Below are 12,753 nucleotides of genomic sequence, written 5' to 3'. Positions count from 1 at the left end.
CCCCGTCCAAGGGCATGAAGGCCGGTTCGGCCGCCGCCCCGGCGGGCGGCGCGCCGGCCAGGGCCGACCTTACCGCCTGGCTCGCCGTCGCGGCGGGCAGCATCGGCGCGCTGATGGCGACGCTCGACATCTCGATCGTCAATTCCGCGCTGCCGACCATCCAGGGCGAGATCGGCGCGAGCGGGACGGAGGGGACGTGGATCGCGACCTCCTATCTGGTCGCCGAGATCATCATCATCCCGCTGTCCGCCTGGCTGGAGCGGCTGCTGGGCCTGCGTACCTTCCTGCTGATCGCCTCGATCCTGTTCACCGGCTTTTCGGTCGTATGCGGTCTGTCGACCAACCTGACGATGATGATCATCGGGCGCGCAGGCCAGGGCATTACCGGCGGCGCGTTGATCCCGACCGCGCTGACCATCATCGCCACCCGATTGCCGCGCGAGCAGCAGCCGATCGGCACGGCGTTCTTTGGCGTCACCGCCATTCTGGGCCCCGTCATGGGGCCGCTGATCGGCGGCTGGCTGACCGAGAATGTCAGCTGGCACTATGCCTTTTTCCTGAACATTCCGGTCGGCGCGGTGCTCGTCACGCTCCTGCTCGTCGGTCTGCCACACCAGAAGGCGCATCTGTCGGAGCTGGCCAAGGCCGACTGGCTGGGCATTGCCGGGCTGGCGCTGGGGCTGGGCGGCCTGACCGTGGTGCTGGAAGAGGGGCAGCGCGAGCAATGGTTCGAATCGCGGGAGATCATCGAACTGACCGTCCTGTCGATCGTCGGCTTCGGCCTGTTGTTCGCGGGACAGTTCGTCGCGTCCAAGCCGGTCATCCGCCTGAAGTTGCTGCTCGATCGTCAGTTCGGCAGCGTGGTCATCATGGGGATCGTGCTGGGCATGGTGCTCTATGGCACCTCCTATGTGATCCCGCAGTTCCTGGCCTCGATCGCGGGCTATAACGCGTTCCAGTCGGGCAAGGTCGTGCTGCTCAGCGGTATCCCCAGCCTGATCATGATGCCGTTCACGCCGATCCTCATCAAAAGGGTCGACATCCGTATCGCGGTGGGTCTGGGCCTGGGGATCATGGCGCTGAGTGCGGGGATCGACACGGTGCTGACTGCGGATTCGACCGGCAGTTCGTTCACGGATTCGCAGCTGCTGCGCGGCGTCGGCACGATTTTGGGCATGTTGTTCCTGAACCAGGCCGCCATCTCCTCTGTGCCGCCGTCGCAGGCGGGCGATGCGGCCGGGCTGTTCAGCGCAGCGCGCAACCTGGGCGGCTCCTTCGCGCTGGCGGGTATCGCCACCGTGCAGGATCAGCGCAGCTTCCTGCACGAACGTCGTCTGGAGGAATCGCTGTCGGCCAATTCGGGTTCGACCCAGGGCTGGATCGACGCGCTGACCCAGCAATTCGGCAACAGTGACGCCGCGCTGCGCATGATCGGCAACACGATCCGGCAGCAGGCGCTGGTCATGACCTATAACGACCTGTTCTTCATCCTGTGCGTCGGCATCATCATGGTGATGCCGCTTGTCCTGTTCCTCCGCCCGCTGCCCAAGGGCGGCCCGGTGGCGATGCATTGAGAACCATGATGCGCAAGCAGCTTTCCCTCATCCCGCTCCTCCTGCTGGGGGCCTGCACCGTCGGCCCCAACTATGCCGGACCGCCCAAGGCCATCGGCTCGGCCGCGACCCCGCCCGCCGGGTTCGTGCGCGCCGACACCACGCTGGCGACGACCGCGCCTGCGGTCGCCGACTGGTGGACGACGCTCAACGATCCCATGCTGAGCTGGCTGGAAGAGCAGGCGCTGGCGTCCAATCCCAACGTCGCGGTGGCACAGGCCCGGTTGAAGCAGGCGCGCGCGTCGCTGCGGCTGGAGCGCGCCAACCAGGCGCCCAACGCCAATGCCAGCGCGACCTATCTCCATGCCGATCTGCCCGCGCTGAACCTGGGCGGCGGCGAAGAACAGGGCGGCGCCAATGGTGGCGGATCCGGCGGGTCGGGCGCAGGGACGAATGTCGACTTCTTTAACCTGGGCTTCGACGCCAGCTGGGAGATCGACCTGTTCGGCGGTCGCCGCCGCACGGTCGAGGCCGCCCGCGCCAGCGCCGAGGCGGCGGAGGCCAATGTCGCCGATGCGCAGGTCTCGCTCAGCGCCGACGTCGCCCAGGCCTATATCGGGCTTCGCGATGCGCAGCAGCGGCTGATCCTGGCGCGCCAGGCGTCGAAGATGCAGCGGGACACGCTGAACCTGACGCTCCAGCGGTTTAATAACGGCACCGCGTCGCAGCTGGAGGTCGAGCGGTTGCGCAACCAGGTGGAGAGCACCGATGCGCAGATCCTGCCGCTATCGTCGTCGGTCGAGACCTATCTCAATGCGCTGGCCATCCTGATCGGCGAGGCACCCGGAACGCTCGACCAGCGGCTGACCCCGGCGGCGCCGGTGCCGCTGCCCCCGGCGCAGGTGGCGGTCGGCGATCCGACCGCGCTGCTCCAGCGCCGCCCCGACATCCGCGCCGCCGAGCGCAACCTGGCGGCACAGACCGCGAAGATCGGTGTGGCGGAGGCGGCGAAGTTCCCTCGGCTCAACCTGATGGGGATCATCGGCATCGGCGGGACCTCGCTCGACGCGCTGACCGATCTCGACAATCTGGTGACGCTGGGCGCGCCGATGCTGCAGTGGAATGTGCTGAACTTCGGCCGCGCCAATGCGCGCGTCGGCCAGGCCGAGGGCGCGCGCGACGAGGCGGAGGCGCGGTATCGCGGCGCGGTCCTCTCGGCGCTGCGCGATGCCGAGGATGCGCTGTCGCGCTTCCGGGCGCGGCGCAATACGGTGGCAACGCTGGCCAGGGCAAAGGCGTCGGCGGACCGCTCGGCGGTGTTGATGCAGCAGCGGTATCGCGCAGGCGCGGCGACCCTGATCGACACGCTGGATGCGGAGCGCCAGCGGGTGGCCGCGGAACAGTCGCTGTCGCAGGCGGTCGCCGGGCTGACCAATGACTATGTGGCGCTGCAAAAGGCGCTCGGCCTGGGCTGGCGCCCTTCTTCCTAAATCCTCCCTGAGCTTTGCTCGGGGAGGGGGACCATCGCGCCAGCGATGGTGGAGGGGTTTTTGACGAACCGGCCAAGCCCCTCCACCACGCCCTGCGGGCGCGGTCCCCCTCCCCAAGCACAGCTTGGGGAGGAATAGGCGTTAAACGCCCGCCTTCGCGATCCGCTCGCGCGCTTCGCGTTCGATCGTCTCCAGCTCCTCGACCGTCTGGACCAGCGCGGTCATCTGCTGGCGGAGTTCGTCCACCCGCTCGCGGCAGCGTTCGGCCAGGACGCGCATTTGTTCGACATGTTGCGGATCCGCGTCGTACAGCCGAAGGAACTCCTCGATCTCGCGCAGCGAAAAGCCCAGCCGCTTGCCGCGCAGGATCAGCTGCATCCGCCCCGTCTCCCGCTTGGAATAAACGCGGGCGGTGCCCACCCGGCGCGGCTCGATCAGCCCGCGATCCTCATAGAAGCGCAGCGTGCGCGTCGTCACGCCCAGGCTGTTCGCGACATCCTGGATGCCGCGAAGTTCCTCATTTTCGCCCACCGTCTATTCCCCCACGGGCGAGGCCATCGCCGCCGCCTTCGCCAATTCTTCCTCGACAAGCTCCTTTTTCGACAATTTGCCGATCAAGGTCTTGGGCAGGCTTTCGCGGATTTCGACTTCGCGGGGAAGCTCGATCTTGCTGACCTTGTCCTGTAAAAAGGCACGGAGTTCCTCCGGCGTCGCCTGATGGTCGGGCGCGAGCTTGACGAAGGCCTTGGGCGACTGGCCGCGATAGGCGTCGGGAATGCCGATCACGACCGCCTCGGCGACCGCCGGATGCTCGTACAGCGCCTCTTCGATCATGCGCGGATAGACATTGTAGCCGCCGCACAGGATGACGTCCTTGATCCGGTCGACGATGAACAGATAGCCGTCCTCGTCCAGATAGCCGACATCGCCGGTGCGTAGCGCGCCATGGATGAAGACCTGTTCGGTTTCGGTCGGCTTATTCCAATAGCCGGACATAACCTGGGGCCCGCGTGCGCAGATTTCGCCGACCTCGCCCGGCGGCATCAGCCGGTCGGGGTTGTCGCGGTCGCGGATCTCGATGATCGTGCCTGGGAAGGGCAGGCCTGCGGACCCGCCCTTATTCTCGCCGATGATCGGATTGCAGGTGATGATCGGCGATGCTTCCGACAGGCCATAGCCCTCGACCAGCTTGCCGCCGGTCGTGTTTTCGAACGCCACGCGCACTTCGGCGGGCAAGGGCGCGCCGCCGGAGATGCACGCCTTGATCGCCGACAGGTCGACCTTGCGCGCCTCGGCCACGCCCGCGATCGCGTTGTAGATGGTCGGGACGGCGGGGAAATAGGTCGGCTGGCTGCGCGCGATGGTCTTGAGCACCTGGTCCAGCTCGAACCGGGGGAGCAGGATCATCTCGGCCCCGACCCGGATCGCGAAGCTGAGCACGGTCGTCAGCGCAAAGACGTGGAAGAGGGGCAGGACGCCCAGTATGCGCTCCTCGCCGACCATCGCCTCGCCGCCGGTATGGATGACCATCGCATCGGCATTGGCGATCAGATTGGCATGGGAGAGCATCGCCGCCTTGGGGCTCCCGGTGGTGCCGCCGGTATATTGCAGCACGGCCACATCATCGGGCTTGGCCGATACCGGGGTCGGCGTGCCCCCGCGCTTCGTCAGCTGGGCGAAGGTCAGGTGCCGGGGCGAGGGGCCGGGCGCGGCGATCATCGCGCGCTTGAACAGGCGATAGGCAAAGCTCTTCACGACGGGCAGCGCATCGGCAACGGGGCAGGAAATGACGTGGCGCACTGACAGCTTTTCGGCGGCCTTGCTGACGCGCGCATAGATGTCGGGGATGTCGCAGGTCGCGATGATCTCCGCGCCCGAATCCTCCAGCAGGTGGCACAGTTCGCGATCGACATAGAGCGGGTTGACGTTGACGACGATGCCCCCGGCCTTGAGCGTGGCGAAGAACAGGACCGGGTAATAGATGATGTTGGGCAGGCAGAGCGCGACGCGGGTGCCGGGCTTCACCCCCAATGCCTGTAGTCCGGCGGCGGCCTTGTCGACCATGGCGCCCAGATCGTCATAGCGCGTGATTCGGCCCATGAAGTCGATGGCGGGGCGGGCACCATGGCGCCGTACCGTGGTCTCGAACATGTCGGTCAGCAATCGCGGCTCGAAGACCAGCGGGCGTCCCGTCGCCTGGCCCGGTACCCCGGCTATAGTGGCTCCTCCGATGGCTTCTGCCGTCATCGCGTCACTCTCCTGTATCTTTTTTCGACCATACCCGGTTGTCGATTGCGGTCGAGTTGCTTATTGTGTTGACGTATAGGGTAGGTAACGCACCTTAACGTTAGGCCGCAAGCCCATAAAGAGAGGATTGGATGACCAACATCGTGATCGCAGGCTATGCCCGCTCTCCCTTCACCCAGGCTGGCAAGGGCGCGCTCGCACGGGTTCGTCCCGATGACCTGACCGCGCAGGTGATTCGCGGCCTGATCGAACGGACCGGCGTCGATGCCTCGGAGATCGAGGACATCATCCTGGGCTGCGCCTTCCCCGAGGGCGAGCAGGGCATGAACGTCGCGCGGCTGATCGGGCTGCTGGCGGACCTGCCGCTGTCTGTCGGCGGCATGACGGTGAACCGTTTTTGCGGGTCGTCCATGTCGGCCATCCACATCGCCATGGGCCAGATCCAGATCGGCGCGGGCGAGGCGTTCATCTGCGCCGGTATCGAGTCGATGAGCCGCGTGCCGATGGGGGGCTACAATCCTCTCCCCAATCCCGAACTCGCCGCCGCCCGACCGGGCGCCTATATGGGCATGGGCCAGACTGCCGAGAATGTCGCGCAGAAGTACCAGATCACCCGCGCCGAGCAGGAGAAGTTCGCGGTCGTCAGCCAGAAAAAGGCTGCCGAGGCGCGTTCGGCCGGGCGTCTGGCCGATGAGATCGTGCCGATCCACACCAAGGCGGGCGATGTGACCGAGGACGGCCTGATCCGTCCCGACACGACCGAAGAGGTGCTGTCCGGCCTGAAGCCTGCCTTCGACAAGGACGGCACGGTGACGGCGGGCACCGCCTCGCCGCTGACCGATGGCGCCGCCGCCGTGCTGGTCACGTCGGAAGAGTTCGCCAAGAAGCATGGCCTGACCATCCTCGCCCGTATCAAGTCGGTCGCCATTTCGGGCTGCGAGCCCGAGACGATGGGCCTGGGTCCGATCGCCTCGTCCAAGAAGGCACTGTCGCGGGCGGGTATCGCGTCGAGCGACCTCGACGTGGTCGAGATCAACGAAGCCTTTGCCAGCCAGGCGATCGCCTGCATCCGCGATCTGGGCCTGAAGGAAGACACGATCAACAAGGACGGCGGCGCGATCGCGATCGGCCATCCGCTGGGCGCGACCGGGGCGCGTATCGTCGGCAAGGCGGCGGCGCTGCTGGCGCGCGACGGCGGCCAGTACGCGCTCGCCACCCAGTGCATCGGCGGCGGGCAGGGCATCGCGACTGTTCTGGAGCGTGCATGATGGCTGACACGATCAATAAGGTTTGCGTGATTGGCGCAGGCGTGATGGGCGCGGGCATCGCGGCGCAGGTCGCCAATGCCGGTGTGCCCGTCCTGCTGCTCGACATCGTGCCCAGGGATGGCAGCGACCGTGACGCCGTCGCCAAGGGCGCGGTTGCAAAGATGCTCAAGACCGAGCCCGCACCCTTCATGTCGCCTGCCGCCGCCAAGCTGGTGGAAACGGGCAATATCGAGGATCATCTCGACAAGGTCGCCGAGTGCGACTGGATCGTGGAGGCGGTGGTCGAGCGGCTGGACATCAAGCAATCGCTCTATGCCAAGCTGGAGACGATGAAGCGCCCCGGCACGGCGGTGTCGTCCAACACCTCGACCATCCCGCTCGGTCATCTGGTCGAGGGGCGGTCGGAGCAGTTCAGGCGCGACTTCCTCATCACCCATTTCTTCAATCCGCCGCGCTATATGCGGCTGATCGAGATCGTCACCTCCGAGCACACCGATGCCGGTGTCGCGGCCAAGGTCGAGCAGTTCGTCGATCACCGCATGGGCAAGCGGATCGTCCGCGCCAAGGATACGCCGGGCTTCATCGCCAACCGCATCGGCACCTATTGGCTGGCGATCGCGCTCAACGCCGCGCTCGACCAGGGGCTGACCGTCGAGGAAGCGGACCAGATCGGCGGTCGTCCGATGGGCGTGCCCAAGACCGGCATTTTCGGGCTGCTCGACTTGGTCGGCATCGACCTGATGCCGCTGCTCGCCAAGTCGCTGTCCTCGACCCTGCCGGAAGGCGACGCCTATTTCGACACCATCCGTCCGCTGCCGCTGGTCGACAAGATGATTGCGGAGGGCTTTACTGGCCGCAAGGGCAAGGGCGGCTTCTACCGCCTCGACCGCAAGCCCGACGGCAGCAAGGCCAAGCAGGCGATCGACCTGAAGACCGGCGAGTATCGCGCGGAGAAGAAGCCGGAACGTCTGCCGGGCCGGGCCGAAAAGGATCTGGCCGCGCTGGTCGCGACGCCAGGCAAGGTCGGCGATTATGCCTGGGCGATCCTGGGACCGGTCCTGTCCTATGCCGCCGGGCTGGTCGGCGAAGCGGCGGACGACGTGGTCGCGATCGATGACGCGATGAAGCTGGGCTATAACTGGAAGTTCGGCCCGTTCGAGCTGATCGACCGCATGGGCCCGGGCAAGCTGGCCGAGCGGCTGCGCGCCGAGGGCAAGCCGGTCCCGGCGCTGCTGGAGACGGCGGGCGACCGTCCCTTCTACCGTGTGGTCGATGGCAAGCGGCAATATCTGACGCTGGGCGGCGACTATGAAGATGTCGTCCGCGCCGAGGGCGTGCTGCTGCTCGAGGACATCAAGCTGCGCTCTGAGCCGCTTCTCAAGAACGGCTCGGCGGCGGCCTGGGATGTCGGCGACGGCGTCGTCGCGTTCGAGTTCACCGGCAAGATGAACGCGCTCGACGAGCAGGTGCTGTCACTCCTGCAAAAGACCATCGCGCTGGTGAAGAGCCAGTATAAGGCGCTGGTCATCTATAATGAGGGCAGCAACTTCTCGGCTGGGGCCAATCTCGGCCTCGCCATGTTCGCGGTGAATATCGCGGCCTGGGGTGAGGTCGACAAGCTGGTCGTCGCGGGGCAGCAGGCGTACAAGGCGCTGAAATACGCACCTTTCCCGGTGGTCGCGGCTCCGGCCGGCATGGCGCTAGGCGGCGGGTGCGAGATCCTGCTCCACGCCGATGCGATCCAGGCCCATGCGGAGAGCTATATCGGGCTGGTCGAGACCGGCGTCGGTCTGGTCCCCGGCTGGGGTGGCAATGGCGAGCTGATCGACCGTCTCGCCAAGTCGCCCAAGATGCCCAAGGGGCCGATGCCTGCCGTGATGAAGGCGTTCGAGACCATCTCGACCGCGCAGGTGTCGCGTTCGGCGGCTCTGGCCAAGGACCTGGGCTATCTCCGCAAGGACGATGGCATCACCATGAACCGCGACCGTCTGCTGGCCGATGCCAAGCAGAAGGCGCTGTCGCTGGTCGAGGGTTATCAGGCGCCTGAAAAGCCCGTCTTCCGCCTGCCGGGCGCGGCCGGACGCGTCGCCTTCAACGGCGCGGTCGCCGACTTCGCCAAGAAGGGCGTCGCGACGCCATACGACGTGGTGGTCGCGGGCCGTCTGGCGAACATCGTCACCGGTGGCGAAGCCGACATCATCGACGAGGTGAGCGAGGATCAGCTGTTGAAGCTGGAACGCGCCGCCTTCATGGAAAGCGTCAAGGATGCGCGGACCCAGGCGCGGGTCGAGCATATGCTCGAAACCGGCAAGCCGCTGCGCAATTGATCGGGAGAGGATAATCCCATGCAAGTCTATAACGCGCCGCTGCGCGACATGCGTTTCGTCCTCCACGAGCTGTTCAAGGAGGACGAGTTCGGCCCCGTCGCGGGGCAGGAGGAATTCGGGCCCGAACTCTACGACGCGATCCTCGAAGAGGCCGCACGTGTCACGCAGGACGTCCTGCTGCCGCTCAATGCCACCGGCGACATCGAAGGGTGCAAGCTGGAGAATGGCGTCGTCCGTACGCCCGCCGGGTTCAAGGACGCCTATCGCCAGTTCTGCGAGGGCGGCTGGGCCGCGCTCGCCTCGCCGGTCGAATATGGCGGGCAGGGGCTGCCCGAGGCGGTGAACAAGCTGGTCGAGGAGATGATCTGCGCGACCAATTTGTCGTTCAGCCTCTATCCCGGCCTGACCCACGGCGCGACCACCGCGCTGATGGGCCATGGCTCGGAAGACCTGAAGCAATTCTATCTGCCCAGGATGATTTCGGGCGAATGGTCCGGGACGATGTGCCTGACCGAGGCGCATTGCGGTACCGATCTCGGCCTGCTGCGCACCCGTGCCGAGCCGCAGGAGGATGGTTCGTACCTCCTCACCGGCGGCAAGATCTTCATCTCGGCGGGCGACCATGACCTGACCGACAATGTCATTCACCTCGTTCTCGCGCGCACGCCCGATGCGCCCAAGGGGGTGAAGGGGATCAGCCTGTTCCTGGTGCCGAAATATCTGCCCAAGGATGACGGTTCGGTCGGCCCCGCGAACGGCGTCAGCGTGGCGGCGATCGAGCATAAGATGGGCCTGAAGGCCTCGGCCACCTGCCAGCTGGAGTTCAACGATTCCAAGGGCTGGGTCGTGGGAGAGCTGAACAAGGGCCTGGCCGCGATGTTCACCATGATGAACACCGAGCGCGTCTCGGTCGGCATTCAGGGCCTGGGCATCAATGAGGTCGCGTACCAGTCGGCCGTGGCCTATGCGAAGGATCGCTTGCAGGGCCGCGCGCTGGGCGGAGCGGCGTGTCCCGACCTGCCCGCCGATCCGGTCATCGTCCACCCGGACGTGCGTCGGATGCTGATGACCATGCGCGCCTATGCGGAAGGGTGTCGTGCGCTGGGGCAATGGGCGGCGCGGGGGCTGGATGCGGAAGCGAATGCGGTGGACCCGGCGGACAAGTCGCGCGCGTCGGACTTCGTCGCGCTGATGACCCCGGTCGTGAAGGCGCTGTTCACCGATCTCGCCTTCGACGCGGCGAACATGGCGGTGCAAGTCCATGGTGGGCACGGCTATATCCGCGATCACGGCATCGAGCAGTTCGTCCGCGACGCCCGTATCGCGCAAATCTATGAGGGCACCAACGGCGTCCAGGCGCTCGATCTCGTCGGGCGCAAGATGCCCGCGCATATGGGCCGCTATATGCGCCCCTTCTTCCACGCGGTGTCGGAGCAGGTCGAGGCGCTGGTAAAGCACGATGATAAGGCCATCACCGGCTGGGCGGCGGGGATGCAGCAGGCCTTCGGCGCGCTGCAGCTCAGCACCGGCATGATCGCACAAAAGGGCATGAAGGACCCCGAGGAAGCGGGCGCTGCTGCGACCGATTACCTCCGCCTGCTGGGCCTGGTGGGCATCGGGCATTGCTTCCTGAAGTCGGCACGGATCGCGACCGAGCGTCTGGCCGAGGGCACCGACGAGGCGAGCTTCTACAAGGCCAAGCTCGCCACCGCCGGGTTCTTCTTCGACCGCATCCTGCCACAGGCGACGGCGGCGTTCCTGGCGATCAAGTCGGGCAAGCGCTCGACCATGGCGCTGGAGCTGGAAGCGTTTTGATATATGGCGATGCCGGTTGCGCTTGATTGCGTGTCACCGGCATCGTAGGCATGATGGATTGTTATCCTATGCGTCATGTGACGGACGTATAGGGAAATTCAGGGGCGACCGGGCACAACCGGCGTCTCGGCCCGGACAGCGGGCATGGAGAGGAGTTGAGGCATGTTGTTGACCCTGATGACGATAGCGCTTGCAGGCGCCGGTGCCGGTCCGAATGCGGACTCGGTCGTCGGTCGCTGGCAGACCCAGACGCGCGGCGGTGTGGTCGAGATCCAGAAGTGCGGCACGTCGGTCTGTGGCCGCATCCTGTCGTCCGAGGGGTTGCGCGCCAATCCGAACCTGACCGACGGGAACAACCGCGATCCCAAGCTGCGCAACCGCCCGATCAAGAACCTGCTGATCCTGCAGGGCTTTGCGCAGGATGGCGCGGCATGGAGCGGCGGCACCATCTATAATGCCGAGGATGGCAAGACCTATAGCGCCAAGCTGACCCCCGAAGGGGCGGACACGCTGAAGGTGCGCGGCTGTGTCTTCGTGCCGCTCTGCAAGACGCAGACCTGGACCCGTATCCGCTGATCCTTTTGCCAATTACAAAAAATCCTGGGGAGTATGCTCATGAAAAAGTCCTTCAAGGCGCCGCTGCTGGCCACCGCCATCGTCTCGTCCTCCTTCGCCTTTGCGGGCGCGGCTTATGGCCAGGCTTTCTATCTTCAGGAACAGTCGACCCGTGGTCAGGGCCGCGCCTTTTCGGGTGAAGGCGCCGATACCGGGGCTTCCTCGCTTTGGTGGAACCCGGCGTCGATCGCGGGGATGGAGCGGGGCGAAGCGGTGCTGGGCGCCTCGGCGATCATTCCGAAGGGTGATGTCGTCGACAACGGCACGCTGATCCGCCGCCCGGGCCAGACGACCTTCCAGCCGGTCGGCGGGGACCGTGTGTCGAGCGACCCGATCAATCGCGGCGTCGTGCCGTCGGGTGCGGTCGCCATTCCACTTGGCGACCGGGTCGCGGTCGGCCTGGCCGTCACCTCGCCCTACAGCTTCACGACCGAATATGGCGGGAGCAGCTGGGCGCGGTACAGCGCGCTGAAGACCGAGCTGCGCACCATCGACATCCAGCCCTCGGTCGGTATCGCGGTGCTCGACTGGCTGCGTGTCGGCGGCGGGCTGAACGTGGAATATACCAAGGCCGAACTCGGCAATGCGCTGCCCAATCTCTCCTCGGCGCTGCCCGATGGTTATCAGCGGCTGAAGGGCGATGGCTGGGATCTGGGCTGGACCGCCGGTGTCCAGCTGCACAATGACTGGGCGACCGTCGGCATCAGCTATAAGTCGAATATCAAGCACAAGCTGAAGGGCACGTTGGAGGTCGGCGGGCTGGTCGGGCCGCTGGCCGGGCAGAACCGGACGATCGACGGGGCGACGGCGGAATTCTACACGCCGGCACAGATCATCGTCGCGGGTCGTTTCCGCACCACCGACAAGCTGACGCTGAACGCGCAGGTGGTGCGCTTCACCTGGGCGGATTTCGACGCGATCCGGCTGGGCGCGCCGATCAACACCGCGATCCCCGAAAATTACCGCAACAGCTGGTCGCTGGCCGGCGGTTTCGACTATGCGGCCAATGACCGGCTGACGGTGCGTGCGGGCGTGCAGCGCGGCATCACGCCGACGCAGGACGGCAATCGCGATGCGCGTGTTCCCGATGCCAATCGCTGGAACTACTCGATCGGTGGCTCGTACAAGGTGACGCCGCGCTTCACGCTGGATGCGGCGGGCAGCTATATCGACTTCGCCAATGCCAGCATCGACCGCCGCACCGCCGCCTATGCGGGGACCGCGGTGCAGACGCCGATCCTGACCAACGGCCAGGTGCAGAATGCGCGTGCATTCGTGGCGTCGATCGGCGGCCGCTTCAGCTTCTGATTGAGAGAGTGGTTATGAAGATCGTCGTGCCCGTGAAGCGGGTGTTGGATTATAATGTGAAGCCGCGGGTGAAGGCGGACGGGACGGGCGTCGATCTGGCGAACGTGAAGATGTCGATGAACCCGTTCGA

General features: G+C 65.9%; 9 protein-coding genes and 1 pseudogene. 8 read left to right on the top strand and 2 right to left on the bottom strand.

What is annotated here, in order from left to right:
* Positions 1-14: 14 nt before the first annotated feature.
* Positions 15-1,574, top strand: a complete 1,560-nt coding sequence (locus QZ546_RS12395) for an MDR family MFS transporter (RefSeq protein WP_294238094.1) — start codon at positions 15-17, stop codon at positions 1,572-1,574.
* Positions 1,575-1,582: 8 nt separating this feature from the next.
* Positions 1,583-3,043 (top strand): efflux transporter outer membrane subunit, encoded by a 1,461-nt coding sequence (locus QZ546_RS12390; RefSeq protein WP_294238091.1) that lies wholly within the window; start codon positions 1,583-1,585, stop codon positions 3,041-3,043.
* Between the two features lie 141 nt (positions 3,044-3,184).
* Here the strand turns inward: QZ546_RS12390 and QZ546_RS12385 are convergent, their stop codons facing one another.
* Together QZ546_RS12385 and QZ546_RS12380 are read right to left on the bottom strand one after the other, a co-directional pair.
* The gene (locus QZ546_RS12385) at positions 3,185-3,574 is read right to left on the bottom strand and encodes a MerR family DNA-binding transcriptional regulator (RefSeq protein ID WP_294237911.1); all 390 of its coding nucleotides are present in this window, start codon (positions 3,572-3,574) and stop codon (positions 3,185-3,187) included.
* A gap of 3 nt (positions 3,575-3,577) precedes the next feature.
* Positions 3,578-5,194 (bottom strand): long-chain fatty acid--CoA ligase, encoded by a 1,617-nt coding sequence (locus QZ546_RS12380; RefSeq protein ID WP_294238088.1) that lies wholly within the window; start codon positions 5,192-5,194, stop codon positions 3,578-3,580.
* A 227-nt stretch (positions 5,195-5,421) separates the two neighbouring features.
* Between QZ546_RS12380 and QZ546_RS12375 the strand changes: the two genes are divergently transcribed.
* From QZ546_RS12375 to QZ546_RS12350, 6 genes and pseudogenes are all read left to right on the top strand, one after another.
* A complete protein-coding gene (locus tag QZ546_RS12375; RefSeq protein ID WP_294237908.1) occupies positions 5,422-6,558 on the top strand; it encodes a thiolase family protein in 1,137 nt (378 codons plus the stop codon).
* Complete coding sequence (locus QZ546_RS12370) at positions 6,558-8,885, top strand: 3-hydroxyacyl-CoA dehydrogenase/enoyl-CoA hydratase family protein (protein WP_294238085.1); 2,328 nt, start codon at positions 6,558-6,560, stop codon at positions 8,883-8,885. Before QZ546_RS12375 ends, QZ546_RS12370 begins: the two co-directional genes overlap by 1 nt.
* A gap of 18 nt (positions 8,886-8,903) precedes the next feature.
* Positions 8,904-10,700, top strand: a complete 1,797-nt coding sequence (locus tag QZ546_RS12365) for an acyl-CoA dehydrogenase C-terminal domain-containing protein (RefSeq protein ID WP_294237904.1) — start codon at positions 8,904-8,906, stop codon at positions 10,698-10,700.
* Between the two features lie 162 nt (positions 10,701-10,862).
* A complete protein-coding gene (locus QZ546_RS12360; RefSeq protein ID WP_294237901.1) occupies positions 10,863-11,276 on the top strand; it encodes a DUF2147 domain-containing protein in 414 nt (137 codons plus the stop codon).
* Between the two features lie 33 nt (positions 11,277-11,309).
* Positions 11,310-12,623 (top strand): OmpP1/FadL family transporter, encoded by a 1,314-nt coding sequence (locus QZ546_RS12355; protein ID WP_294237898.1) that lies wholly within the window; start codon positions 11,310-11,312, stop codon positions 12,621-12,623.
* Positions 12,624-12,637: 14 nt separating this feature from the next.
* Positions 12,638-12,753: pseudogene (locus QZ546_RS12350) on the top strand (electron transfer flavoprotein subunit beta/FixA family protein); the annotation flags it as partial.

It is taken from the genome of uncultured Sphingomonas sp. (genome assembly GCF_913062585.1).
In the GTDB taxonomy this organism is placed as follows: domain Bacteria; phylum Pseudomonadota; class Alphaproteobacteria; order Sphingomonadales; family Sphingomonadaceae; genus Sphingomonas.
The sequence above is the reverse complement of the archived record's forward strand: the minus strand, read 5'-3'. Positions and strand labels throughout refer to the sequence as shown.